This is a genomic window from Sulfitobacter sp. OXR-159 (genome assembly GCF_034377145.1).
In the GTDB taxonomy this organism is placed as follows: domain Bacteria; phylum Pseudomonadota; class Alphaproteobacteria; order Rhodobacterales; family Rhodobacteraceae; genus Sulfitobacter.
In genome coordinates this window covers 94,200-119,466 of the sequence record NZ_CP139707.1, presented here as the reverse complement: position 1 = coordinate 119,466, position 25,267 = coordinate 94,200, and the positions used below count along the sequence as shown (strand labels likewise).

The window sequence follows — 25,267 nt, the reverse complement described above, 5'->3', positions numbered from 1 at the left end:
AAAGATCGCGCAGCCAGCGAAGGGAGCCCGCCATGTCCGACCTCACAGTTCGTACCGTAAAAGACCATGACCGCGCCGATTGGGAGCGGCTCTATCAAGGCTATGCCGCGTTTTACAAAGTCGAGCAGACACCAGAAATGCGCGCGCGGGTCTGGTCTTGGCTGCATGATCCGCTGACAGAGGTCGAAGGGCTGGTCTGCGAAGACGCCGAAGGCCGTGTGATCGGCCTGACCCATTTCCGCCACTTTGCGCGCCCCTTGGCGGCGGCGACGGGCTGCTTCCTTGACGATCTATTCGTGGCCCCCGAAGCACGCGGCAGCGGCGCTGCCGACGCGCTGATCGGTGAGGTGAAAAAGATCGCCCAGAAACGCGGCTGGAGCCTCGTGCGCTGGATCACGGCCGAGGATAACTACCGCGGCCGTGGGGTGTATGACAAGCTGGCCACGCGGACCAACTGGGTCACCTACGACATCAAGCTGTAGGGTCCGGCGCCTTTTTCGAGGCGTCGGGATTGGTCGGCTCGTCTGTGTCCGTCACCAACTCTGCCTCTTCGATGTCGTCGGTCCGGGTTGTAAGCGCGCCTTCTGGCGGTGTCGTTTCCGGGGCCCCGACGATCAGCGGCAGCATCTGCACACCGCTTGGCATGGCGACTTCCGAGAGCGGCGGGGTCTTCCATTCCAATGTGTCAAAGCTCTTGCAGTTTTCGCAGATCGGCTTCCATTCGGCGTGGATGTGGTGGCAATTCTCGCAAATCCACTGCGGCCCGCGCGAGACATTGAGCGCGCGTGTCAGCCAGCCTTTGACCACCGTATCAGACGCCCCCTCACCCCGCTCGATCGCGGCCATCAGCGTGACGGAACGCGCCGACGGATCGGTCTCGACCAGATTGCCAAGCGCGCGGCGCGCTTCGGGGAAATCTTCGTTGGCGATGTGCAATTCGGCCAGCAGCATCTTGGTTTCGGGATGGTCGGGCTGTGATTTCGTCAGCGCGCGGAACCGTTTGATGCGCTGCTGCGGGGTTTCATCCGGCTGAACCTCGGCAAAGGCGGCGGCAAGGTCGGGGTGCGGATGCACGCTCCACGCTTTTTGCAGCACTTTCGAGGCATAGCGCGGCTTGTCCTGCGCGATATAGCTGCGCGCGGCCATTACGGCGGCTGGCACCAGATCGGGCGACAGGCGGTTGGCTTCGATCGCGGCCTCGCGCGCCTCAATGCTGTTGCCCTCGGCGATGACTTCGCGGGCTTCCGACAGCGCCAGCACCGCATCGCGGCGTTTGTGCACATCGCGCGGCAGGTGGCCGTTTTTGTACTTGGCCTGCAAGGTGCCGCGCGCACCGGTCCAGTCATGCTTTTCGGCCTGCAACTTCAGCAGCGTATCGCCGGTTTCTTCGTGTTTGGGCTTCAGCGCGAAGGCCTTCTCGGCCAGCTTCAGCGCTGTATCGGTATCCCCGTCAGCCAGCTTTTGCTTCATGATGCCACGCACGCCGACGAAACGGGTCTTTTCGTCTTCGACCAGCTTGCGATAGGTCCGCTCTGCCTTGCGGCGGTCGCCTGCAAGCTCTGCGGCCTGCGCAGTCAGCAGATTGGTCAGCGCCGGGCGTTTGAGATAGCGGTCCGCCTTGGCGGCCTTGGCCATCGCAACCTGACCCTCACCGCTGGCAAGCGCCATCAGCCCGTCCGACAGCGCCTCGTAGCCCTTCCGTTCGCGGTTGCGGTCAAAGTAGCGCGACAGGGCGGTCTCATCCCCATTCAGGAAATGCCAGACCGCCGACAGCAGCGCCACGATCTTGAGCAGCACCCAGACCGCGAACATCAAAAGCAAAACGGCGATGACCGATTGCAGCGGCCCGAGGGTATATTCGGTGCCCGCCACGGTCAGTTGAATGCCGCCCTCGCTTTCCAGCAAGAAGCCCGCACCCCATGCCAAAGCGGCGACGAGCACGACGAAAAGAACGATTTTAATAAGAGACCAGAGCATTTTTCGTTCCTCAGTTGGCCGTCAGGCGTTGGGAGAGTTCATTGGCGGCGGTTTCAGCCGCCTGACGCGCGCGGGCATCGGCAAGCCATTCCGCCATCGCGTCCTGCGCAGGGGCGGGCAGCGTTTCGATCTCGGCCAGCGCGTCGGTCAAACGGCCATCGCGCACCGCTGCTTCGGCGCGGGAGAGGACAGCATCGGGGTCCGTCCCTTCGCGGGGCGCGACCGAGCGGGCACCAAGCTGCCGTTTCAGGAAACTGCCAAAGCCGCCTTCGCCTTCTTCAGGCACGGCGGCGCGGGCGGTGGCCAGGGCCTGCCGCGCGGCATCGGGATAACGGGCCTGCAGATTGGCGAGGGTGACCACACCGCCCGCAGCGGTCTCAGTCAGCGCTTGGGGAATGTTCTCAACCCCGGCTTCCTGCAACTCGACCAGCGCGGCCTCAAAGGGGCGTCCGGCGCTGATCGCGGCGTTCATCTGGGTCAGGCCGGTCTGGGCGCGGGCTGCTTCTGCAGCGGCGGCGGTCGCCTCTTCGGCGGTTTGGGCGTTATCCAGCAGGCTTTCGATTTCGCGGCGTTGCTCAGCGACCGAGGCGCGCAGGGCTTCCATTTCACGTTCAAAGGCCGCGACTGCAATCTCGTTTTCGCCACCGCTTACGGGCTGTTTCTCAACCGTGGTGAGGCGGCTGTCGATCTCGGCCAATTGGCTTTGAAGCGCCGAGAATTCTTCGCGTGCGGCGGTCAACTCTGCGCTGAGCGCGTCGACCTGTGGCAGGCTTTCCGGTAGGGCCGCAGGCTCATCAGCGCGGGCTTCCAACTCTGCGATGCGGGCCTGCTGCGCTTCGATCGCGTTTTGCAATTCCGCAGCCCCCTGCGCGCGGGTGCCAAGAACGTCGTATTCCGATGCGGCAAACCCCAGTCCGGCAGCAATGGCACCACCGAGCAGCATGGGGAAAAACACGCCCCGCTTGCGCTCCTTCGAAGCGGGCGCGGGGGTCGGTGTCGGGGTTGGTTTGGGGGTCGTAGCGCTTGGCTTTTCGGTCTTGGTCGGCGCGGGCTTCGACGTGCTGTCACCCGGCTTAGACGCGGCTACCGACGCGCGTGAAGGCGCAGGATCGGTCGCTGGTTTGTCTTGGGAAACCGATCTATCCTTAGGCGCAACGCCGCTGGACGTTGGTTTAGGATCATCCTTAGGCAAGGACGTATTTGGCGTCGTATCTTTGGCGGTAGAGGCGCTCTCCGCCTTAGCCGGTGCCTTGTCATCACGCTTGACCGCGTCGCTTGCAGCGGTCGGCTTCGCCGTGGCTTTCTCCGCTGCGGGCGCAGTGTCCCGCACGGGCAGAGTGCTGGTTGTTTTGCCCGGCTCGGTTTTGCCCACGTCGGTTTTCCCGGGCTCGGCTTTCGCTGCATCCGGTTTAACATCTTCGGTCTTCGGCGCGTCGGGTTTCACCGGGTCCGTACCCTTGGCATCGGTTTCGGATGGTTTCGGCGCGTCAGCTTTCTCTGCCGCTACTGCCTTATCCGCCTGCGGGGGCGTCTGTTCGGCCGTGGTCTTGTCCGCTTCGCTTTTGCTGACCGTCTTTTTGGGTTTTGCCACGCCGTACGCCTTTCGATTCTGAACCTATCATCCGCTCGCAGTGGCGAGCTTACCCGGCATACCTATGCCCCTCAAGGCAAGGTGGTGCAGCGGAAAAGTTTTTCAACGGCCTCCGCCATGGCTTCGCCAGTGGGTTCCGCAGCGACATCATGCGCATAGAGCGGCAGAGCTTCAAGCGCCTGCGCGGCGGCGGGGCTGATCGACAGGGCGATGACCCGCTCTGTACAACTGGCCTCGCGGGCAAAATGCTCCGCGCTGCGCGGGGAAAAGAGCGGCACGATAACAGGACTTGGCCCATTTAATAGGGTTTGCGCCGCGGAGGAAAGCGGCAAAAGGTTCTGTTCATAGACCGTTGCAACATCGACGGTCAGACCCGAAGCGCCTAAAATTGCGGCAACATCTGCCCGCCGATGGCGTCCGGCAAGGTGCAAGAGCGGGCCAATCTGCGGCTGGCCTAAGAGGGTCGCGATCAGCGCTTGGGCATCCAGCCCGGCCATCTGCGCCTGCCAGCCCGCTTTCGCTGCCGCCGCTGTGGTCTGCGGGCCGACACAAAAGGCAGGCCGTCCATCCCCCTTTGGCGCATGGGCCACACCATTGGCCGAGGTAAAGATCACCCCGGCGAAAGGCGCGAGATCGACCCCTACACCGGTCGGGGCAATCTCGATCAGGGGGGAAATCACCGCCCCGTCCCGCAGCGCGGGCGAGAGCCGATCCAGAAACTGCGCGGCACCGGGATGTGGACGTGTCAGAAGCAATCTTGGCTGTGGCATCACAAGGCTCCGGCATTGTTTGCGCGTGATAGCGGTGTTACCTGCGGTACAGGTGCCTTGCAACGGAAAGCCCCCATGCCCTCTACCCAGCCTCAGACCCGCTTGATCCTTGGTTTGGAAAGCAGTTGCGACGATACCGCCGCCGCCGTGGTGCGTATGGGCGAGGATGGGCGCGGCACGGTGCTGGCCTCGGTTGTGGCAGGCCAGACCGAATTGCACGCCGACTTTGGCGGCGTCGTGCCCGAGATTGCCGCCCGCGCTCATGCGGAAAAACTGGATCACTGTGTCGAAGAGGCCTTGGCCGAGGCTGGGATCGGCCTGCCGCAGATCGATGCCATCGCCGTCACTGCGGGGCCGGGGCTGATCGGCGGAGTTGTCTCAGGCGTAATGTGTGCCAAGGGGCTTTCGGCGGCGACGGGCAAACCGCTTTATGGGGTGAACCATCTGGCGGGCCACGCGCTGACGCCGCGGCTGACCGATGATGTACCCTATCCCTATCTGATGTTGCTGGTGTCGGGCGGACATTGCCAGTTCCTGCTGGTGCGGGGACCGGAGAGTTTTGACCGTCTTGGCGGCACCATTGATGACGCGCCGGGCGAAGCCTTTGACAAGGTTGCGCGGCTGTTGGGGCTGCCGCAGCCCGGGGGGCCGTCAATCGAGAAATGCGCGCAGGAGGGCGAGCCCAACCGCTTCGCCCTGCCGCGCCCGCTGTTGGATCGTGACGGCTGCGACATGTCTTTTTCGGGCCTGAAAACCGCCGTGCTGCGCGCTCGCGACAAATGCGTGGCAGAGCGTGGCGGGCTGACCCGACAAGATCAGGCGGATCTGGCGGCAGGGTTTCAAGCAGCCGTGGTCGATGTGCTTGCCCATAAGACCCGCCGCGCCTTTGCGGAGTATCCAGCAGAGGGTGCGCGGGGCCTTTGTGTGGCAGGCGGGGTGGCGGCAAACAAGTCCATCCGTGCCGCTTTAGAGACTGTTGCAGCGGAACAGCAGGCGCGTTTCGTCGCTCCGCCGCTGGCGCTTTGCACCGATAACGCCGCGATGATCGCCTTCGCTGCTGGAGAGCAAGCCGCCCTGCGCGAGGCCGATGATCTGACACTCTCGGCACGTCCCCGCTGGCCACTGGATACCGCACGGCCTTCGATGCTGGGCAGTGGCAAAAAGGGGGCCAAGGCATGAGCGTTTCCGTCCTTGGCGCAGGGGCATTCGGCACGGCGCTGGCAATCTCGCTGGCGGGCAAAGGGCCGGTGACGCTTTGGGCGCGTGATGCGGGGGATATGGCCAAGCGCCGTGAGAATACCAAACGCCTTCCGGGGTGCCCTTTCCCTGATACGCTCACGGTGACGGATAGCCTTGAGGAAGCGAGCGGGGCAAAAATCCTGTTGCTGGCCGTGCCAATGCAGCGGCTGCGCAGTGTCTTGGAAGACCACAAAGACGCGCTTCACGGGAAACATCTGGTGGCCTGCTGCAAGGGGATCGAACTCAGCAGCGGTGTCGGACCGGTGAGCGTGATCACCCAAACCATCCCCGATGCCACGGCCGCGATCCTGACGGGGCCAAGCTTTGCCGCTGATATCGCCCGCGGCTTGCCCACCGCGCTGACTTTGGCCTGTGCGGATGCGAAGGCGGGCAAATACCTGCAGGCGGAGTTGACCACGGCGAACCTGCGGCTTTACCGCACCACGGATACAATTGGCGCGGAACTGGGCGGGGCGCTGAAGAACGTCGTCGCCATCGCGAGCGGGGCCGCGATTGGTGCAGGGCTGGGGGAAAGCGCGCGGGCCGCGCTGATGACGCGCGGATATGCCGAAATGCAGCGCCTCGCCGCGCATCTGAAGGCGGAGCCGACAACGCTGGCCGGGCTTTCGGGCTTTGGCGATCTGACGCTGACCTGCACCTCAGAGCAATCGCGCAACTACCGGCTGGGCCAATCGCTGGGCCAAGGCACGCCGTTTGACCAGTCGACCACGGTCGAAGGAGCCGCCACCGCGCGCGCTGTGGATGCACTTGCCTGCGAGGCTGCGCTCGATATGCCGATTACACGTGCGGTTGCCGGGCTGCTCGACAACCAGTTAGATGTGGCTGGCGCCATGAAATCACTACTGACCCGCCCCCTAAAGGAAGAATGATATGTTTGTTGCCCTGACCGCCCATGACAAAGCCGATGGCCTGCCGATCCGTCAGGAAAACCGGCCCGACCATTTGGCCTATCTCAAATCCAGCGATGCCGTAGCCCAAGCTGGCCCGCTGCTGAATGCCGAAGGCGGCATGATCGGCTCGCTCATCATTCTGGATGTCCCAGATATGGCCGCAGCCGAGGATTGGGCCGCGAATGACCCCTATGCCAAGGCTGGTCTGTTCCAAAGCGTGACCCTGACCCATTGGAACCGGGTGATCGGCTAATGGCCTATTGGTTGTTCAAATCCGAACCCGCAACATGGAGCTGGGCCGACCAAAAGGCCAAAGGTGACGCGGGCGAGGAATGGGACGGCGTGCGCAACTATCAAGCGCGCAACTTCATGCGCGAGATGAAGGTTGGCGATCTGGGGTTCTTCTACCACTCTCAGAAAGACCGCGAGGTTGTCGGCATCGTCGAAGTCTGCGCAGAAGCGCATCCCGACAGCAGCACCGATGACCCGCGTTGGGAATGTGTGGATATCAAAGCGGCGCGGTCGTTCAGCCTGCCTGTGACACTGGATACGATCAAGGCCGACCCACGGCTGGAGGATATGGTGCTGGTGAAAAACTCCCGCCTATCGGTGCAACCTGTGACCGAAGCTGAATGGGACCTTATCTGCGCTTTGGGTAAGACTGCGCCCTAGGGTCGGGCCCTAAGACCGGCCAAAATTAACGATTGGGAAACGAAAAAGGGTTCCGGCACCCCGCCAGAACCCTTCTCACCCCATGTGCTCCCAAAACCACCACACATGTTCTTTAAACTCTTATCAGCGCATCAAGCCGATATAAGACTGATAGCAGAAGTCATTGAATTTCTCAACTTTCTACTGTGTCAAAGCCCCATCAAAAACGAAACGCGCGCTTAACCAAGCGCGCGTCCGAGGTAAGGTTTTGGTAAGTCTTTCCGGCAATTAGCCGTAGACAGACTCTTTGCCGAAATGTTTGACCAGCATGTAATAGACCACGGCGCGGTACTTGTTCCGCTCTGACCGGCCATAGGTTTCAATCACTTTCTGGATGCCACCCATGAGGTGCTCATCATCCGGCAGGCCGAGTTTCTTGATAAGGAAGTTGTCCTTTACGGTGTTCAATTCAGCCGTATCACCGGCAGACACCGTTTGCGCGTCGGCGTTGTAGATCGACGGACCGCAACCGATGGTCACCTTGGTCAAAAGGTCCATATCCGGGTCCATGCCGCATTTATTCTTCAGGTCCTCGGCGTATTTCGCGATCCATTCGTCACGCTTGCCCATAAATCTCTCCAACAGTAACTTCGGCTTCAGGGGTTCCTGAAACCGGAGCCTAAGGCCATAACCCTGTTTTGCAAAAGATTTATTTTGCGACCCCGGCTGACTGCCCCCGTCGACCACGACCGTCAGCCACGCCCCCATACGCAAAGAGGCGCCCGATGGGGCGCCTCTGAGTTCGATATCGCGGGTCGCTTAGGATGCGTCGTCAAGACGGACGTCGTCTTCGAGACCTTCGATTGTATCTTCATCAACTTCCGGCTGGGCTTCCAGCTCGGCTTTGGTCCAAGAGCTCAGCTTCAGGTCATTTTCGGCGGCCATGGAGATTTCCTCAAGCGGCACGGCGACGGTGTGTTCGCCAAGGCCAAGGAAGCCACCCACACCAACGACAGCGGCATAACCAGCGTCAGTTTTGATCACATAGTCGATGTCACCGATGGTGTCGCCATCCGCTTCCACGACGGTCAGGCCGACCAGATCACCCACAACCATACCGGAGAAGGCATTGCTCATGCCGGTGTCGGTGCGTGTGACGTCTGTTTCCATGTTCGCTTCGGTGTCCGAAGCGACATTCTCTTCCAGATCGGTCTCAGCTTCGCCTTCGATCTCGGCAGTCATTTCGCTGTCGATATCGGCGTCTTCATCGGCTGCCAGATCGGTGTCTGTCTCTGTTGTGACAGTGCCGCTGGTGTCGGTGCTCAGGGTCGAGTTCGACTCTGAGTCCGCGTTCCCGGCCAGATCGGCTTCGGCATCCGTCGACGGGGTCACGCCATCGGTTTCGGCGGTCAGCTCCGCTTCGTTGTCGACTTCGGTTTCACCTTCGATTTCCGCGCTCTCTGTCGGGGCGGTCAGAATTTCGTCGGTTTTGTTGGGGTCGTTGGTTCCATCGTAGTCGTCGGAATTCTCACGCGACATCTCAGCGGTTTGCTCGGCCTGTTTCTCAACAGTGGCGGTCAAATCGTTGGCGGTGTCGCTTACGCTCTCACCCGAGATTGTGGCCTCGGCCTCTGCTGCTGCACCGGCTTCGGTGTCGGCAGTCTGAGCGAATGCGGTGCCCGCAGTCAGTGCAAGGGCGGCGACGGTGGATTTCAGGAATGTACGTTTCATTTTCGATACTCCTTTTCAGTGGTCTGGGGAAGAAACACCGCCCGGGTGACTATGTTCCGCCCGCCATTTGCTACCGGCAGATATTTGCTTGAATCCGCCGATGGGCCGCATTTCCTGAGGAGTTTCAGTACTTTAATACAAAAACGCCGCCCCGACGGTCTGCGGGGCGGCGTTGAAACCTTACCAAAGAGGGAACTCTTTGCGATTTAGTAGCGGTAATGCTCGGGCTTGAACGGGCCTTCAGGCGTCACACCGATATAGGCGGCCTGTTCGGGGTTCAGTTTTGAGAGCTTCACGCCGATCCGGTCGAGATGCAGACGGGCGACTTTCTCATCCAGATGTTTGGGCAGGATATAAACGTCGTTGCCGTATTTGTCGGTGTTCTCCCACAGTTCGATCTGCGCCAACACTTGGTTGGTAAAGGAGGCGGACATCACGAAGGACGGGTGGCCGGTGGCATTGCCGAGGTTCAGCAGGCGGCCTTCGGAGAGCAGGATCAGACGATTGCCGTTCGGCATCTCGATCATGTCCACCTGTTCTTTGATGTTGGTCCATTTATGGTTCTTCAGCGCAGCAACTTGGATTTCATTGTCGAAGTGGCCGATGTTGCCAACAATCGCCATGTCCTTCATCTCGCGCATATGCTCGATGCGGATGACGTCCTTGTTGCCGGTGGTGGTGATGAAGATATCGGCAGTTGCCACGACATCTTCCAGCAGCACGACTTCAAAACCGTCCATCGCTGCTTGCAACGCGCAGATGGGATCGACTTCGGTGACCTTGACGCGCGCGCCAGCACCGCTCAGCGACGCGGCAGAGCCTTTGCCCACATCGCCATAGCCCATCACAACAGCGACCTTACCGGCCATCATCGTGTCGGTGGCGCGGCGGATACCGTCGACGAGGCTCTCTTTACAGCCGTATTTGTTGTCGAACTTCGACTTGGTGACAGAGTCGTTCACATTGATCGCGGGGAAGGGCAATTGGCCCTGTTTCACCAGATCATAGAGACGGTGCACGCCGGTGGTTGTCTCTTCGGATACACCTTTGATCTGGTCGCGCATCTTGGTGAACCAGCCGGGGCTTTCCGCCATACGCTTCTTGATCTGAGCGAAGATCGCTTCTTCTTCCTCAGACTTTGGCACAGCGATCAGTTCGTCTTCGCCATTCTCAACGCGCGCGCCCAGCAGAATGTACAGCGTCGCATCGCCGCCATCGTCAAGAATCAGGTTCGGGCCATTGGGGAACATGAAGGATTTGTCGAGGTAATCCCAATGTTCAACCAACGACTGGCCTTTGATGGCGAAGACCGGAACGCCTGCTTCGGCAATCGCCGCCGCGGCGTGATCTTGGGTGGAAAAGATGTTGCAGGATGCCCAACGCACATCCGCGCCAAGTGCGACAAGCGTCTCGATCAGAACGGCGGTCTGGATGGTCATGTGCAAGGAGCCGACGATCCGCGATCCTTTCAGCGGCTTGCTTTCACCGTACTCATCACGCAGCGCCATCAAGCCCGGCATTTCGGTTTCGGCGATGTCCAGCTCTTTGCGCCCGTAGGCCGCCAGATTGATATCCTTAACAATATAGTCGTGGGCCATGCGGCGCTCCTGTTTGAAGTGTTGCAGGGCGGTTAGCACCTTCGCCGCGAATTCTCAATGTGAATGGGGAATGACCCCCGCAGGGTCAACGTTGAAGAGCGGCCAGTTGCTTATCGCCCGACAGCCCCGCCATCCAGTCATCGCCTTGGGCCAGCACACAGGCATTGCCGTCGGCCAATGTCTTGACCAAGGTCCATGTGCCCGATTGATCCGACGCCCAGAGTTGGCTGTTGTCGTCCCGCTGACCCGGCACAGGCTCTTCGCCGTACCAATCGATCAGAGCCGACTTCATTTCCTTGGCGGGCATGCAGACTTCTTCTGCCTGCGCGGCACCTGCGAGGGTGGCCAAGGTAACTGCAAATATCGTACCGGAAAAAACGGGTTTCATGATTATCTCCTTCGTGGGATGAACAGGTTTGACAGGGATTTGTTCCCAAGGATCACGAGGTAAGGACTCCGGCGGATGGCGCAGAAACCACGTGCATGGCAAAGGATGCTGTCAGGTCGACGGCTAGATCTGCTCGACCCCACCCCGGTGGATGTCGAGATCGAAGACATCGCCCATGGGTTGGCCTTCGTCGCGCGGTGGAACGGTCAGACGCGGGGCGACTATGCCTATTCGGTGGCCGAACATTCGCTATTGGTGGAAACGATATTTGCCCGGATCGCCCCCCGTGCGCCTGCGAAATGGCGCTTGGCCGCGCTGCTGCATGACGCACCGGAATATGTGATCGGCGATATGATCTCGCCCGTGAAGGCTGCTGTTGGGCCGGATTATCGCGCTTTGGATGACCGGCTGACCACCGCCGTACATGTCCGATTTGGCCTGCCTGCCAGCTTGCCGGTGCGCGTCAAGCAACAGATCAAAAAGGCGGACCGCGTCAGTGCTTGGATGGAGGCCAGCCAGATCGCGGGCTTTTCCGAAACCGAGGCGAGCCGTTTCTTTGGCCGCCCCGATGCGGCGCTGATGGAGGGGCTTAGCATTCTGCTGCGCCCGCCGGTCGAGGTACGGGCCGAGTTTACCCAACGCCATGAGGCGCTGCTGCGCGAGATGGCATGATCCATGTCCGCCGTGCCGGGGCGCTTGATATCCGCGCCTTGGCCGACTTGCTGAACGCGATCATCGCCAAGGGCGGCACCACCGCCATGGTCACCCCCGTCACCCCGCGCGAGCTGCAAGGTTGGATGACCGCGCCTGACAGCGCATGGCATCTGGCCGAAGACGAGCGGGGAGAGATCAAAGGCTTTCAGTACATAGAGCCCCATCCAGACCTGCCCGAAGGCGGTGTGGATGTCGCGACTTTCGTGCGGTTGGGAGAGACGGGGTTCGGCATCGGCTCGGCCCTGTTCGAGCAGACAAAGACTGCCGCGCGTGACCTAGGCTATGCCCATATCCACGCGATCATCCGCGCCGACAATCTAGGCGGGTTGGCCTATTACCAAAGCCGCGGGTTCGAGGATTTCCGCCGCCTGCCCAGTTGCACGCTGGCCGATGGCACCCGCGTCGATAAAATCTGGAAACGGTTCGAGCTTTAGCGCGGCGAGCGTTTTGCCAAGATGCGCTGCAAGGTGCGCCGGTGCATGTTCAGCCGCCGCGCGGTTTCCGAGACGTTGCGATCACAAAGCTCATAGACCCTCTGGATATGCTCCCACCGCACGCGGTCCGCACTCATCGGGTTCTCCGGCGGCTCGGGCAGATCGCCGCCGGTTGCCAAAAGCGCATTCACGATGTCATTCGCATCAGCCGGTTTTGAGAGGTAGTCCGTGGCGCCTGATTTCACCGCCGCAACCGCCGTGGCAATCGCGCCATAGCCCGTCAGCACGACCACCCGCGCATCGGCACGTTTGTCACGCAGCACTTCCAAAACGTCGAGGCCGTTGCCATCCTGAAGCCGCAGATCAACCACGGCAAAGGCCGGGGGACGCGCGGTGGCGATGGCCTTGCCCGCCGCGACAGAGCCTGCGGTTTCCACCTCAAAGCCGCGTTTCTCCATCGCCTTGGCCAAGCGGCGCAGAAACGGCTCATCGTCATCGACTAAAAGCAAACTACGGTCTGGGCCTAAGTCAGCAATATCCTGCATCAACGTCCCCTCTCCAAGGCCAATATGGGGCGGCTATCGCGGCGGGTCAATTTCAGCTTTGATCGAGGAAGCAACCAATGCTGTCCGCCATCTGCTCGGGGCGCACCTCCCGGCGGAAAAAGTCGACGACGCCTTCTTCGGGCATGACCAGATAGCTGAAGGTCGAGTGATCGACGAGGTATTCACCATTCTCATCTGCCGGGTGGGCCTTGTAGTATGTGCGGTAAGCTTGGCTGGCCGCTTTGACTTGCTCAGGCGATCCGGTCAGCCCCACCATCCGCGGGTGCATCACCTCAGCAAAGTCGCCGACCACTTCAGGCGTGTCGCGTGCCGGGTCGACGGTGATAAAAACCGGCGTAATGCTTTGGCCGCGCTCATCGAGGATCTCGGTGGCGGCGGCGTTGCGGTCCACGTCCAGCGGGCAGACATCGGGGCAAGAGGTATAGCCGAAATAGAGCAAGGCAGGCTCGGTGATGACATCGGCATCGGTCACGGTTTCGCCCGCGCCGTTGACCAATTCGAACGGACCGCCAATATCGCCCCCCGCCACCTGGCTTGACCGGCAAGAGGCATAGGGATCATCTTCGCCGCGCAGCACCATAAAGGCCGTCCCGGCCAGAAATACCGCTGCAACCCCAACCGCACCAAATGCAATCATCTGTTTCATGTCAGTCCTTTGCGCCGATGGCCGCTCTTGATCGTGTTTCGCCGCAGACCTACGCTAGATCGCAGGTGATGCAAGACGCAATAAAGTGATGGGGCTCAGATGACGCAGGCAAACATTCGGCCCCTCGACGGGCGCACCCGCGCCAGTTGGATCCGCCTGCGCACGATGATCCTGCTGCGCTGGTTCGCCATCGCCGGACAGTTGACCGCCGTCACCGTGGCGCAATGGGCGCTAGGGCTGCAACTGGCCTTCGGCCTGTGTTATCTGACCATCGGTGCCTCGGTGGTCGGCAACCTCGTCGCGGCCTTTGTCTTTCCCCAGAACAAACGCCTGTCCGAGCGCGAGAACCTTGCCATGGTCCTGTTTGACCTGCTGCAACTGACCGCCCTGCTGGGGCTGACCGGAGGGTTGCACAATCCCTTTGCGCTGTTGCTGCTGGCCCCGGTAACGATCTCGGCCACCGCACTCAGCCTGCGTTCGACACTGGTTTTGGGCGCTACCGCGATTGTCGCGGCTTCGGTGCTGGCGCTGTGGCATCTGCCGCTTGTCACCCAGTCGGGCGATGTGCTGCGCCAACCCGGCATTTTTGTCTTTGGCCATTGGGCGGCGCTGCTGATCGCCATCGTTTTCACCAGCGCCTATTCGCGGCGCGTCACGACTGAGGTCCACTCCATGGCCGATGCCCTCTCGGCCACGCAGATGGTGCTGGCACGGGAGCAGAAATTGTCGGACCTGAGCGGTGTTGTGGCCGCTGCCGCCCATGAATTGGGAACGCCCCTAGCCACCATCAAACTGGCCAGCACCGAACTGCTGGGTGACCTCGAAGACCGGCCCGATCTGGCCGAAGACGCCGCGTTGATCCGCGATCAGGCTGACCGGTGTCGCGATATCCTGCGCGATATGGGCCGCATTGGGAAAGACGATCTGCATATGCAACGCGCGCAACTCACCGCCGTGGTGAAAGAGGCCGCCGAGCCACATCTGGAGCGCGGCAAGACGGTGATGTTCTCTGACAACCCGATGGCCCGAGATCACGCGCGCCCCCCGACGATCCCGCGCAAACCCGAGATCATTCATGGGCTGCGCAATCTGGTGCAGAACGCGGTGGATTTTGCCGAGAGCACGGTTTGGATCGAAACCGAATGGTCCGCCGAGGATATCTCGGTGCGGATCATCGACAACGGGCCGGGCTTTCCGCCGCAGCATCTAGGGCGGATCGGCGACCCCTTCCTGCGCCGCCGTAGCGGCACGGCAAGCGAGACGGCGCGCCCCGAATATGAGGGCATGGGGCTGGGGCTTTTCATCGCCAAGACTTTCCTCGAACGGTCCGGCGCGCGGCTCCGGTTTGCCAATGGGTCAGACAGCGGTTGGCTGCGCGGGTTGCCGCCCGCAGGCAGCGGCGCGGTGGTCGAAGTCGTCTGGCCGCGCCGCCTGCTGGACCTTGGCCCCGATGATGCCGTGATGGGCGAGAACCAGCGCTTAACGGCTTGAAAGGGGGAACTGCGCTTTTGTTAACCCGCCGTTAACCTTTGGCTCTCAATATAGGGCGTCGCATTTGCCGAAAGGGGTATCCGTCATGGCATTGCCAGACGTTATCATCGTGCTTGCCGCTGCTTTCACCGCCGCTCTGGCCGCCCTTTGGTGGCTTAGCACAAACGCGGGCCGCCCCGCTGCGGCACCGCCCGGCATCGACGATATGAGCCTGCTTTTCGAAGACGGCGAGTTGATCCACGGCTCCGACAGCGCGCTGACCCGCTTTGCCCTCGCCCCCGGCCACCACCAGTGGGAGGACATCCGCGAAGCGCTGCTGTCGCGGTTTCCTGAATTCCCCCGCACGGCCCGGCACGGGGCCACTGGCAAACTGACCCTCGTGGCAGAGGATGGCGACAGCCCGTCGGAACTTCGCATCACATGGCGGGACGCGCTATGCTGGCTGCACCTGCCCCAGACCCGCGCGGCCGAAGAGATCACGCAAGAGACATTCCAAAAACTCGCCGCGCTGCGCCGGGCCAGCGAAACCAACCCCAACCCTGCATGGCAGACCAATGCCGCAGGCCGCATCATCTGGCACAACCGGGCCTACGGGGCCCTGAAACGCAAGGCACCGGCCGATCCTGAATGCGGCGGCGCCGCATTGTTCAGCACGCCCTCGCCCGAACATCCCAACCGCGTATGCCTGCGCTGCGGCGACGGGGACAAACCCGATTGGTACGCCCTGACCACCACGACAGAGGACAATGTGCAGGTCTACCACGCCACCTGCATCAACGCTGTGGTCGCCGCCGAAGAGGCGCAGCGCAACTTCGTTCAAACCCTTGCCAAGACCTTTGCGCATCTGTCCATCGGGCTGGCGATTTTTGACCGCAATGGGCAGTTGGCCCTGTTCAACCCTGCCCTGGTTGACCTGACCTCCCTGCCCGCCCCCTTTCTCAGCGCCCGACCGACGATGGTGTCCTTTTTCGATCAGCTGCGCGAAAGCCGCCGCATGCCGGAACCAAAAAACTACAAGAATTGGCGTCAGGAGATTGCCGAGGTGATCGCCGCCGCAACCGATGGGCGCTATCAAGAGACATGGTCGCTTGAGAACGGTCAAACCTACAGCATCCGTGGCCGGCCCCACCCCGACGGGGCCACCGCATTCTTGATCGAAGACATCACCGCCGAAGTCACCCTGACCCGCAATTTCCGCGCTGAGCTTGAGCAAAGCCAAAGCCTGCTGGACAAGCTCGAAGATGGGTTCGCCGTCTTCTCCGCCTCCGGCGTGCTGACCTTTTGCAACGCCGCCTATCGCGACCAATGGAAACAAGACCCCGACAAAAGCTTTGCCGAGATTACAATCAACGACGCGATCCGCGTCTGGCAAAAGATGTCGGCCGCCAATCCGCTGTGGCCCGACGTGGCCGAGTTTGTCATGGGCAGAGGGGACCGCGCGGGCTGGAACATGCCCATCGCTCCGCTCCACGGCGTGGCCCTCACTTGTGAGATTTCGGCCATCGCTTCCGGCGCGACGCTTTTGCGCTTCCGCCCGACCCCGGTTGGAACGGCCCGCCCGGACCGCAGCGCCATGCCTTCGGCATGCGACCGGCGACAACCCTCCAACTAGGGCATTCCCCGCCGCTTTAATCTTGCGGCTGCGTGTCGGCACGCTAAGCATGGGGCATGTCCGACGATACCCTTTCCCTCCGGCTCAGCGGCCCCGATGACACCGCCCGGCGCGCCCAGCAATTGGCCCGCCGCCTGTCACCCGGCGATGTCATTTTGCTCAGCGGCGATGTCGGTGCGGGCAAGACCCATTTCGCCCGCGCCCTGATTACCGAACTGCTCGACTACCCCGAGGACATCCCCTCACCGACCTTCACATTGGTGCAAACCTATGAGGGGGCAAGCGGCGCGATCTGGCATGCCGATCTCTACCGTCTGACCTCCACCCATGAGATTGAGGAATTGGGACTGGTTGAGGCCTTTCATGACGCGATCTGTCTGGTGGAATGGCCGGATCGTCTGGGCCCGCTCGCCCCCGCCGGGGCGCTACGGATCAGCCTTTCCCCCGGGGCCCACGAAGACAGCCGCGCGCTGACAGCCGAATGGTCCGGCAGCGGTTGGGCCACCAAGTTGACAGAGTGGCGCACATGACCGAACGCGCCGCATTAATCGAAGGTTTTTTGCAAACGTCCGGCTGGGCCGGGGCCACCCGAAAGCTGCTGGCGGGCGACGCCTCCAACCGGCGGTATGACCGGCTGCGCAAAGAGAATGGAGATAGGGCCATCTTGATGGATGCCCCACCCGAACGCGGCGAAGACGTGCGCCCCTTCCTTGATGTCGCGGCGCATCTGACGGCCTGCGGCCTCAGCGCGCCCCAGATTTACCACAAGGACAGCGACCACGGGCTGCTGCTGATCGAAGACCTTGGCGATGACCTTTTCGCCCGGCTGATGGCGGCTGATCCCGCTCGGGAACTTCCGCTGTACCGCGCCGCCGCAGACGTATTGGTCAAACTTCACAGCGCCCCCTTGCCGGAACTGCCGCTTTGCGATGCCGATTGGCTGACCGATATGGTAGCCCCCGCATTCGACTTTTACGCACCCGAGGGTGGGCAAGTGGCAAGCGCCGCTTTCGCGCAGGCTTTCCGCCCCCTCGCCGCTGCGCTGGATGACGCGCCCAAGGTCGTGATCCTGCGCGACTATCACGCCGAAAATCTGCTCTGGCTGCCGGAGCGCGAAGGTGCCGCGCGCGTCGGCTTGCTGGATTTTCAGGACGCGCTGCTGGGCCATCCGGCCTATGATCTGGTCTCAATCCTGCAAGACGCCCGCCGTGATGTTCCCCGCGCGGTGGAGGCACAGATCATCGACTATTACCTTGCCCAGACCGAACAAGAAGCCGCCCCCTTCCGCCGCGCCTATGCGCTGCTTGGTGCCCAGCGCAATCTGCGCATTCTGGGCATTTTTGCGCGCCTTTGCCTGCGTGATGGCAAACCGCATTACGTCGATCTGATCCCCCGTGTGTGGCAGCATCTGCAACATAACCTGCGTCATCCCGCGCTTGCCGCGGTGGCGGATTCTATCGCGGGCGTGCTGCCCCCTCCGACCCCCGAATTCTTGGAGCATCTAAAAAGCCAATGCGCGACTATCCCGACGCCATCATGATGTTCGCGGCCGGGTTCGGCACGCGTATGAAACATCTCACCCAGACCCAGCCCAAGCCCATGGTGCCGGTCGCAGGTCGCCCCTTGATCGACCACGCGCTGGACCTCGCCCGCGGGATATCCCCCGCCCGGATCGTGGCGAACCTGCACTATCTGCCCGACCAGCTTGATGCCCATCTGCGGGCACAGGGTGTTAAGACCGTGATCGAGACGCCTGAGATCCTCGACACCGGCGGCGGGCTGCGCAATGCCCTGCCGTTGCTGGGCGCGGGGCCGGTTTTCACCATGAACAGTGACGCACTTTGGGCCGGGCCGAACCCGCTCGCGATGCTGCAAGCAGCGTGGGATCCGGCGCGGATGGAAGCGCTATTGATGACCGTGCCGCTGGAAAACACCCTTGGCCATGGCGGCACGGGCGACTTTACCCGCGCCCCGGATGGCCGCCTGCAACGCGGGCCGGGGCAGGTCTATGGCGGGATACAGATCATCAAAACCGATCTGCTGGCCGATATCGAAGCCGAGAAATTCTCGCTCAACCTATTGTGGGATATGATGCTTCAGCGCGAGACGTTGTTTGGCCTGCCCTATACTGGGCGTTGGTGCGATGTGGGCCATCCCGGCGGCATTCCCCTTGCCGAAAGCCTTTTGGCGGGCGCCGATGTTTGAACCGCAAGACAGCCCCCGAGTCTTTGGCCTCGCCCCCGGTGTCGACTTCCCACGCGGGTTGGTGCGCGGGCTTTGCGACCGGTTGGAGAATGGCCCGCCCGAGGCGATGGCCCGCGTTGAACTGCTGGTCAACACCAACCGAATGGCACGCCGGTTGCGCCATGATTTCGACGCAGGACCGGCGGGGTTTCTGCCCCGCATTCGGCTGATTACGGACCTTGATGCCTTGGGCCCCGGCATTGCGCTGCCTGCCCCAACGCCACCGCTGCAACGGCGGCTGGAACTCATTCAACTGGTGTCGCGCCTACTGGATGCCGCGCCGGATCTCGCGCCGCGCGCGTCGCTTTATGCGCTGTCGGACAGTCTTGCGGGCCTGATCGACGAGATGCAGGGCGAAGGGGTCTCGCCCGAGACGGTGGCCGGGCTGGACGTTGGCCATCTCTCGGCCCATTGGGAGCGCGCGCAGCGGTTCCTAGCCATCGCCCATGACTATCTAGGTCAGACCACCACCCGCCCGGATGCCGAAGCGCGGCGGCGTCAACTCGTCGCCCGGATCATCGCCCGCTGGCAGGACAATCCACCGCAGCACCCGGTGATCCTTGCCGGCTCCACCGGCTCGCGCGGGACCACCGCGCTGCTGATGGAGGCCGTGGCCCGCCTGCCGCAAGGGGCGATCATCCTGCCCGGTTTCGACTTTGAGATGCCGACCGCCGTTTGGAATGAATTGGATCAGGCGCTTTTGGCCGAGGATCACCCGCAATACCGCTTTCGCAAGCTTATGAACATGCTCGGCGTTGCGCGCGGCGCGGTTGAGCCGTGGTGCGAGATGCCCCCGGTTTCGACGGCCCGTAACAAGCTGGTGTCGCTCTCGCTCCGGCCCGCGCCGGTCACCCATGCTTGGCTGGGTGAGGGGCCGAAACTGGAAGACCTGCAAGGTGCCACCGCCAACATCACCCTGATCGAAGCGCCCACGCCGCGGGTCGAGGCATTGGCCATTGCGCTGCGTCTGCGCCAAGCTGCCGAAGACGGGGTGAAAGCCGCGTTGATCACGCCCGACCGGATGCTTACCCGGCAGGTCACGGCGGCTCTTGATCGGTGGAACATCCTGCCTGACGACAGCGCCGGGATGCCGCTGCAACTCTCTCCGCCGGGGCGGTTCTTGCGCCATGTGGCGGCGCTGTTCGTCCGGAAACTGGATGCCGAGGCGCTGCTGACCCTGCTGAAACACCCGCTGACACACAGCGGCGCGGGGCGGAACTTTCACCAGCTTTACACCCAGCGGCTCGAGGCCGAGATCCGGCGTCACGGGCTGCCCTATCCCGATGCAGAGAGCTTGGTCGAGATTGCAGAGCGGGCCGCGAAGCGGATGGAGGACCCCAGCGGCTTCCGCGATTGGGTCGCTTGGCTGGGCGAGACCTTCCCCGGCCATGACGCCCCCGGAGAGCGGCCCCTGCCCGATTGCGTCGCCGCGCATTTGGCGCTGGCCGAAAGGATCGCCGCCGGGCAACCCGCCGACCCCGATCACCTGCTCTGGCAGCAGGGTGCGGGCATCGCGGCTGCGGCGGTGATGGCCAACCTGACGGAGCATGCCGCCCATGGCGGCGCGATGAATGCCGCAGATTACGCCGACCTGCTGGGCGCGGTTTTGTCCCAAGAAGAGGTGCGTGAGGCCGATACCCCGCACCCCGACATCATGATCTGGGGCACGATGGAGGCGCGGGTTCAGGGGGCCGATCTGGTCATCCTCGGCGGATTGAACGAAGGCACATGGCCCGAAGCCCCGCCGCCCGATCCTTGGCTCAACCGTCAAATGCGCGAGAAGGCCGGGCTGCTGTTGCCCGAACGGCGCATCGGCCTGTCGGCGCATGACTATCAGCAAGCCATCGCTAGCCCCGAGGTTTGGATCACCCGAGCGATCCGCTCGGATGAGGCCGAGATGGTGCCGTCACGCTGGCTGAACCGGTTGGGCAATCTGCTGGGCGGCTTGGGCGACACCGGCGGGCCGGAGGCGTGGAAGGCGATGCAACAACGCGGCGGCTATTGGCTGGATCAGGTGCGCGGCCTTGAGGCGGTGAAGCGTACGGCCCCCGCGCCGCGCCCCTCGCCGCGCCCGCCCCGTGCCGCGCGGCCGCGCAAACTATCGGTGACCGAGATCAAGACGCTGATCCGTGATCCCTATGCCGTCTACGCCAAGCACAGCCTGAAATTGCGTCCGATCAACCCGCTGGTGCAATCTCCCGACGCGCCGGTGCGGGGCATCGTTTTGCACCGCATCATGGAGGATTTCGTGAAGCTGGTGGCCCGCGATCCTACGCGACTGACCCGCGACACGCTGATGCAAGTGGCCGCCGAAGTGCTGGAGGAGGAAGCCCCATGGCCCGCCGCCCGCGCCATGTGGCTGGCACGGATCGACCGGATCGCAGATTGGTTCATCGCCCGTGAAAGCCAACGCGCCGCATTCTCCAGCCCCGTCGCGTTCGAACAGGGCGCGCGCGGCAGCTACACCTTCGCCGACCTCGGCTTTACCCTCAGTGGCTTTGCGGACCGGATCGACCAGACCGATGATGGCGATGTGCTGATCTACGACTACAAGACCGGGACGCCGCCGGGCAAAAAGGAACAGCGGCTGTTTGACAAGCAACTGCTGATCGAGGCTGCGATGGTCGAGCGTGGCGGTTTCCCAGAGGTGGGCGTGGCCCATGTGGCCCATGCTGCCTTTATCGGGCTCGGGTCGAAACCCGTCGAAGTCCCTGCCCCGCTGGAAGAAGAAAACCCGCAAGAGGTGCTCGCCGGGCTGCACGCGCTGCTCTCACGCTACCTTGATGAGGGGCAGGGCTTCACCGCGCGCCGCATGGTGCAAAGCGATGCTTTTGCCGGGAATTATGACCAACTGGCCCGCTTCGGCGAATGGGACGGCACCAGCTCTGCCCGTCCAGAGGATTTGGAATGATGCGCGATTTTGACGATGCCACCCGCGCCCAGATCGAAGCGGCGCGGCCCGATGCCTCCACTTGGCTCACCGCCAACGCGGGCTCTGGCAAGACCCGCGTGCTGACCGACCGCGTGGCGCGGCTGTTGCTGGACGATGTGGAGCCGCAGCACATCCTTTGCCTGACCTATACCAAGGCCGCCGCGTCAGAGATGCAAAACCGTCTGTTCAAACGTTTGGGCGAATGGGCGATGCTGAAGGACGAAGCGCTGCGCGATGCCTTGGCCGATCTCGGCGTGCAAGGAGAGTTGACGCCCGAGCAACTGCGCAATGCCCGCACCCTTTTCGCCCGCGCGATTGAGACACCGGGCGGGCTGAAAATCCAAACCATCCACTCTTTCTGCGCGGCCCTTCTGCGCCGCTTCCCGTTGGAGGCGCAGGTCAGCCCGCAATTCACCGAGATCGAAGACCGCGCCGCCGATCTGCTGCGGGCCGAGATCGTCGATGAGATGGCCGAGAGCGAAGACGCCCCGCTGGTGGCCGACATTGCGCGGCATTACACCGGCGAAGATTTCGCCAGCCTTACCCGTAGCATCGTGGGCCAGCGCGATGCTTTCACCGACCCCCGGTCATGGGCCGAGATCCTAACGCTTTTCGCCCAGCCCGAAGACCTGACCGAAGAGAAAATCGCGGCGTCGGTCTTTCTTGGCAGCGAAGCGGCGATGATGGCCGAGATCATCCCGCATCTGCTGGCCAAAGGCGGAAATGACGGCAAGGCTGGCGCGGCGCTGCAAGAGATTGACCGCTACGATCTTTCTGCCCTGCCCCAGCTTGAAAATACCCTTTTGACCGGCAGCGGCGCCAAGGCGCCATTTACCGCAAAAATCGGCAGTTTTCCGACCAAGCCGACACAAAAGGTCATCGCCGTACAGATGCCGCAGCTTGAGCAGTTGATGCAGCGCGTCGAAGACGCCCGCGAAGCGCGGCTGGCCTTAAAGGCGGCGCGCAAGTCCTATGTGCTGCACCGGTTCGCGGCCCGTTTCCTTGAGCGTTATGCCGATGAGAAACAAAAACGCGGCTGGCTCGACTTTGACGATCTGATCCTCAAAGCCAGCGCTTTGTTGACCGACAAGGCGGTGGCGGCTTGGGTGCTGTTTCGCATCGACGGTGGCATCGACCATATCCTTGTGGACGAAGCGCAGGACACCTCGCCGCGCCAATGGGATGTGATCGAACGGCTGACGGATGAATTTTACTCAGGCGCTGGCGCACGTAATGAGGTGGATCGGACGCTTTTCGTCGTGGGCGACAAAAAGCAGTCGATCTACTCCTTCCAAGGCGCCGACCCCGAAGAGTTGGACCGCAAAGGCGCGACCTTTGAACAGAAAATCGGCGAAGCGGGCCAGTTCTTCCAGCGCCGCAGCCTCGCCTATTCCTTCCGCTCTTCTTCGGCGATCTTGCAGGCAGTCGATGGGGTTTTCGACCCCGAGATCCAGACCGGCTTTACCAATGACGGGCATATGGCCTTTAAGGACCGCCTGCCCGGCCGCGTCGATCTTTGGCCTTTCATCGAAAAGGCGGGCCCAGACGAGGAAGGCGATTGGACCGACCCCGTCGACCGGCGCAGCGCGCGGCATCACACGGTGCAACTGGCCGAACGCATCGCGCGGCGCATCAAGGAGCTGACGACCGAGGAACATTTCCTCCCCGACGACAGCAAGGGCGGCCTGGCGCGGCGGCGTATCCAACCGGGGGATTTCCTGATCCTCGTGCAGCGCCGCTCGGCCCTGTTTTCCGAGATCATCCGCGCCTGCAAGGCGGCGGAACTGCCCATTGCGGGGGCGGACCGGCTTAAGGTCGGGGCCGAACTGGCGGTGCGCGATCTGGCGGCGATCCTGTCGTTCCTCGCCACACCGGACGACGATCTATCCCTTGCCACCGCGTTAAAATCACCGCTGTTCGGCTGGTCAGAGCAAGACCTTTTCACCCTCGCCCATTACCGCAAAGAGGATCACCTCTGGCAAGCCCTGCGCGGCCAGACCGAGACCCACGCCGCCACCCTCGCCGTGCTGCGCGATCTGCGCGGGCAGGTCGATTACCTGCGCCCCTACGACCTGATCGAACGCATCCTCACCCGCCACGATGGCCGCCGCAAACTGCTGGCGCGGTTGGGGCCAGAGGCCGAGGATGGGATCAATGCGATGCTAAGCCAAGCGCTCTCTTACGAGCGCGGCACGGTGCCAAGCCTGACCGGATTCCTGCAATGGATGCAGACCGATGATCTGGAGATTAAACGCCAGATCGACAGTGCTTCGAACCAGATCCGCGTGATGACGGTGCATGGGGCAAAGGGGCTGGAAGCGCCGATCGTGATCCTGCCCGACACCGGGCGGCGCGATGTGACGATCAAGGATGAGATCATCACCGTAGATGGCACGCCCGTCTGGAAAGCCCCGGCAGATGACATGCCTCAGCCCATGCGCGCGCGGTTGGACGAGATGAAAGAGGCCGCATTGCAAGAGCGGCTTCGCTTGTTCTATGTCGCCATGACGCGGGCCGAGAAATGGCTGATCGTGGCGGCGGCGGGGGAACTGTCGAAAGATGAATCCTCTTGGTATCAGATCACCGCTGCCGCTTTGGCCCGGCTCCGGGCCGAGCCCTTGGGCGATGATGGCACGCTGCGCTATCAACAGGGCGACTGGGATACGCTCGACATCGTAGAGACGCCAGAGAAAATCGTCACAACGCCCGTGTTAGACCCTATTTTTACCCGTTCCGCCCCGTCCCTCCGGGGGGAGGACAAGACCCTCTCGCCCTCCGATCTTGGCGATGCCAAGGCGCTGGCGGGTGAGGCCGGCTTTGATATGGATACCGCGCTGAGCTACGGCACTTTGGTCCATGAATTGTTGGAGCATCTGCCCCTCATGGGGCCGGACGCGCGGCAAGTATTTCTGGACCGCTTGGCCCGAAGGCATCCACCTGAAATGATTGCCCGCGCCGAAAGTGAGGCCGACGCGGTTCTGCGCACCCCTGCCCTCGCCCCGCTGTTCACCGAAACGACCCTTGCCGAAGTCCCCGTGACCGGCAGCTTGGGCCATCAGCGTCTGCACGGCACGATCGACCGATTGGTGATCGCCGAGGACCATATCCTTGCCGTCGATTTCAAGACCAACCGCGTGGTCCCCGAGACCGCCGACGCCTGCCCCGACGGGCTGTTGCGCCAGATGGGCGCCTATGCCCATATGCTGCGCCAAATCTACCCCGATCGCCGGATCGAGACCGCCATTCTGTGGACCGCCCGCCCCGCGCTTATGGTGTTACCCAACGATATCGTGACAAATGCGCTGCGTGCCCTGCCATATCTTGACGCCACCGCCCCGCGTTCATAGGTTCAGGCCTCAACCCATTCCTGTCAGGAGAGCATCATGGCAACCGTCGCAGTCACCGACGACACTTTCGACGCCGAAGTCAAAAATTCGGACATTCCGGTTCTGGTCGATTTCTGGGCCGAATGGTGCGGCCCGTGCAAACAGATCGGCCCTTCGCTAGAGGAGCTGTCGGATGAGATGAACGGTCGCGTGAAGATTGTCAAAGTCAACGTCGACGAAAACCCGAACTCCCCCGCTCAGGTCGGCGTGCGTGGTATTCCGGCGCTGTTCATCTTTAAAGACGGGCAGGTCGTGTCCAACCTTGCTGGCGCACGCCCCAAGGCGGCCCTGCAAAGCTGGATCGAAGAATCCATCTAAGGTCAGTACCTTACCAGATTTGAGTTACGAAAACGGGCGTCCTTCGGGGCGCCCTTTCCATTTGCGGT

24 protein-coding genes are annotated in these 25,267 nt (G+C 62.4%); 15 read left to right on the top strand and 9 right to left on the bottom strand.

The annotated features are described in order from the left end of the window. Positions 1–32 precede the first annotated feature (32 nt). A complete protein-coding gene (locus tag T8A63_RS00560) occupies positions 33–482 on the top strand; it encodes a GNAT family N-acetyltransferase (RefSeq protein WP_322344693.1) in 450 nt (149 codons plus the stop codon). Here T8A63_RS00560 and T8A63_RS00555 read toward each other — a convergent pair. From T8A63_RS00555 to T8A63_RS00545, 3 genes are all read right to left on the bottom strand, one after another. After that, positions 472–1,977, bottom strand: coding sequence for a heme biosynthesis protein HemY (locus tag T8A63_RS00555; RefSeq protein WP_322344692.1), 1,506 nt, complete (start codon positions 1,975–1,977; stop codon positions 472–474). The genes T8A63_RS00560 and T8A63_RS00555 overlap by 11 nt on opposite strands. Before the next feature lie 10 nt (positions 1,978–1,987). Then, positions 1,988–3,568, bottom strand: coding sequence for a hypothetical protein (locus T8A63_RS00550; RefSeq protein ID WP_322344691.1), 1,581 nt, complete (start codon positions 3,566–3,568; stop codon positions 1,988–1,990). A gap of 71 nt (positions 3,569–3,639) precedes the next feature. Further along, positions 3,640–4,338, bottom strand: coding sequence for a uroporphyrinogen-III synthase (locus T8A63_RS00545; RefSeq protein ID WP_322344690.1), 699 nt, complete (start codon positions 4,336–4,338; stop codon positions 3,640–3,642). A gap of 75 nt (positions 4,339–4,413) precedes the next feature. Here T8A63_RS00545 and tsaD point away from each other — a divergent pair, with 75 nt between their 5' ends. Genes tsaD through T8A63_RS00525 form a run of 4 tightly spaced genes read left to right on the top strand, consistent with a single transcriptional unit; the run spans position 4,414 to position 7,160 of the window. Beyond that, positions 4,414–5,517 carry a tRNA (adenosine(37)-N6)-threonylcarbamoyltransferase complex transferase subunit TsaD gene (tsaD, locus tag T8A63_RS00540; RefSeq protein WP_322344689.1) on the top strand — a complete coding sequence of 368 codons (1,104 nt, stop codon included), beginning with the start codon at positions 4,414–4,416 and terminating at the stop codon, positions 5,515–5,517. After that, positions 5,514–6,467, top strand: a complete 954-nt coding sequence (locus T8A63_RS00535; protein WP_322344688.1) for an NAD(P)H-dependent glycerol-3-phosphate dehydrogenase — start codon at positions 5,514–5,516, stop codon at positions 6,465–6,467. Before tsaD ends, T8A63_RS00535 begins: the two co-directional genes overlap by 4 nt. A gap of 1 nt (position 6,468) precedes the next feature. After that, on the top strand, positions 6,469–6,741 hold the full coding sequence (locus T8A63_RS00530) for a YciI family protein (protein WP_067623436.1): 273 nt from the start codon (positions 6,469–6,471) through the stop codon (positions 6,739–6,741). Continuing rightward, positions 6,741–7,160 (top strand): EVE domain-containing protein, encoded by a 420-nt coding sequence (locus tag T8A63_RS00525; protein ID WP_300050781.1) that lies wholly within the window; start codon positions 6,741–6,743, stop codon positions 7,158–7,160. The genes T8A63_RS00530 and T8A63_RS00525 overlap by 1 nt, the downstream gene beginning before the upstream one ends. 267 nt (positions 7,161–7,427) lie before the next feature. Here T8A63_RS00525 and T8A63_RS00520 read toward each other — a convergent pair whose 3' ends face one another. The 4 genes from T8A63_RS00520 to T8A63_RS00505 form a co-directional block, all read right to left on the bottom strand. After that, positions 7,428–7,769 carry a DUF2853 family protein gene (locus T8A63_RS00520; protein WP_120349823.1) on the bottom strand — a complete coding sequence of 114 codons (342 nt, stop codon included), beginning with the start codon at positions 7,767–7,769 and terminating at the stop codon, positions 7,428–7,430. Positions 7,770–7,958: 189 nt separating this feature from the next. Continuing rightward, positions 7,959–8,870, bottom strand: a complete 912-nt coding sequence (locus T8A63_RS00515) for a PRC-barrel domain-containing protein (RefSeq protein ID WP_322344687.1) — start codon at positions 8,868–8,870, stop codon at positions 7,959–7,961. Positions 8,871–9,076: 206 nt separating this feature from the next. Then, a complete protein-coding gene (gene ahcY, locus T8A63_RS00510) occupies positions 9,077–10,468 on the bottom strand; it encodes an adenosylhomocysteinase (RefSeq protein WP_322344686.1) in 1,392 nt (463 codons plus the stop codon). An 85-nt stretch (positions 10,469–10,553) separates the two neighbouring features. Then, positions 10,554–10,856 carry an S-adenosyl-L-homocysteine hydrolase gene (locus T8A63_RS00505; RefSeq protein WP_322344685.1) on the bottom strand — a complete coding sequence of 101 codons (303 nt, stop codon included), beginning with the start codon at positions 10,854–10,856 and terminating at the stop codon, positions 10,554–10,556. A gap of 75 nt (positions 10,857–10,931) precedes the next feature. Here T8A63_RS00505 and T8A63_RS00500 point away from each other — a divergent pair, with 75 nt between their 5' ends. Both T8A63_RS00500 and T8A63_RS00495 read left to right on the top strand, forming a co-directional pair. Beyond that, on the top strand, positions 10,932–11,528 hold the full coding sequence (locus tag T8A63_RS00500; RefSeq protein ID WP_322344684.1) for an HD family hydrolase: 597 nt from the start codon (positions 10,932–10,934) through the stop codon (positions 11,526–11,528). Further along, positions 11,525–12,004: a GNAT family N-acetyltransferase gene (locus T8A63_RS00495; RefSeq protein ID WP_322344683.1), complete on the top strand. Its 480-nt coding sequence runs from the start codon at positions 11,525–11,527 to the stop codon at positions 12,002–12,004. The genes T8A63_RS00500 and T8A63_RS00495 overlap by 4 nt, the downstream gene beginning before the upstream one ends. Here the strand turns inward: T8A63_RS00495 and T8A63_RS00490 are convergent. Together T8A63_RS00490 and T8A63_RS00485 are read right to left on the bottom strand one after the other, a co-directional pair. Further along, positions 12,001–12,549, bottom strand: coding sequence for an ActR/PrrA/RegA family redox response regulator transcription factor (locus T8A63_RS00490; protein WP_322344682.1), 549 nt, complete (start codon positions 12,547–12,549; stop codon positions 12,001–12,003). The genes T8A63_RS00495 and T8A63_RS00490 overlap by 4 nt on opposite strands. 52 nt (positions 12,550–12,601) lie before the next feature. After that, positions 12,602–13,216 carry an SCO family protein gene (locus T8A63_RS00485; protein ID WP_322344681.1) on the bottom strand — a complete coding sequence of 205 codons (615 nt, stop codon included), beginning with the start codon at positions 13,214–13,216 and terminating at the stop codon, positions 12,602–12,604. 99 nt (positions 13,217–13,315) lie between these two features. On the opposite strand from T8A63_RS00485, the gene regB reads away from it, so the two are divergent. The 8 genes from regB to trxA all read left to right on the top strand — a co-directional run bounded on the left by regB (position 13,316) and on the right by trxA (position 25,199). Continuing rightward, on the top strand, positions 13,316–14,707 hold the full coding sequence (gene regB, locus T8A63_RS00480) for a sensor histidine kinase RegB (protein ID WP_322344680.1): 1,392 nt from the start codon (positions 13,316–13,318) through the stop codon (positions 14,705–14,707). A gap of 85 nt (positions 14,708–14,792) precedes the next feature. Next, positions 14,793–16,319 (top strand): PAS-domain containing protein, encoded by a 1,527-nt coding sequence (locus T8A63_RS00475; protein ID WP_322344679.1) that lies wholly within the window; start codon positions 14,793–14,795, stop codon positions 16,317–16,319. 56 nt (positions 16,320–16,375) lie between these two features. Continuing rightward, positions 16,376–16,849, top strand: a complete 474-nt coding sequence (gene tsaE, locus T8A63_RS00470) for a tRNA (adenosine(37)-N6)-threonylcarbamoyltransferase complex ATPase subunit type 1 TsaE (RefSeq protein WP_322344678.1) — start codon at positions 16,376–16,378, stop codon at positions 16,847–16,849. Then, positions 16,846–17,859: an aminoglycoside phosphotransferase family protein gene (locus T8A63_RS00465; protein ID WP_322344677.1), complete on the top strand. Its 1,014-nt coding sequence runs from the start codon at positions 16,846–16,848 to the stop codon at positions 17,857–17,859. Before tsaE ends, T8A63_RS00465 begins: the two co-directional genes overlap by 4 nt. Continuing rightward, positions 17,832–18,524: a nucleotidyltransferase family protein gene (locus T8A63_RS00460; protein WP_322344676.1), complete on the top strand. Its 693-nt coding sequence runs from the start codon at positions 17,832–17,834 to the stop codon at positions 18,522–18,524. The genes T8A63_RS00465 and T8A63_RS00460 overlap by 28 nt, the downstream gene beginning before the upstream one ends. Continuing rightward, entirely contained in the window at positions 18,517–21,474 is a 2,958-nt protein-coding gene (gene addB / locus T8A63_RS00455) for a double-strand break repair protein AddB (protein ID WP_322344675.1), read from the top strand. The genes T8A63_RS00460 and addB overlap by 8 nt, the downstream gene beginning before the upstream one ends. Then, positions 21,471–24,842 carry a double-strand break repair helicase AddA gene (gene addA, locus T8A63_RS00450; RefSeq protein ID WP_322344674.1) on the top strand — a complete coding sequence of 1,124 codons (3,372 nt, stop codon included), beginning with the start codon at positions 21,471–21,473 and terminating at the stop codon, positions 24,840–24,842. The genes addB and addA overlap by 4 nt, the downstream gene beginning before the upstream one ends. 36 nt (positions 24,843–24,878) lie before the next feature. Next, positions 24,879–25,199 (top strand): thioredoxin, encoded by a 321-nt coding sequence (gene trxA, locus T8A63_RS00445; RefSeq protein ID WP_007118424.1) that lies wholly within the window; start codon positions 24,879–24,881, stop codon positions 25,197–25,199. Positions 25,200–25,267: the final 68 nt, after the last annotated feature.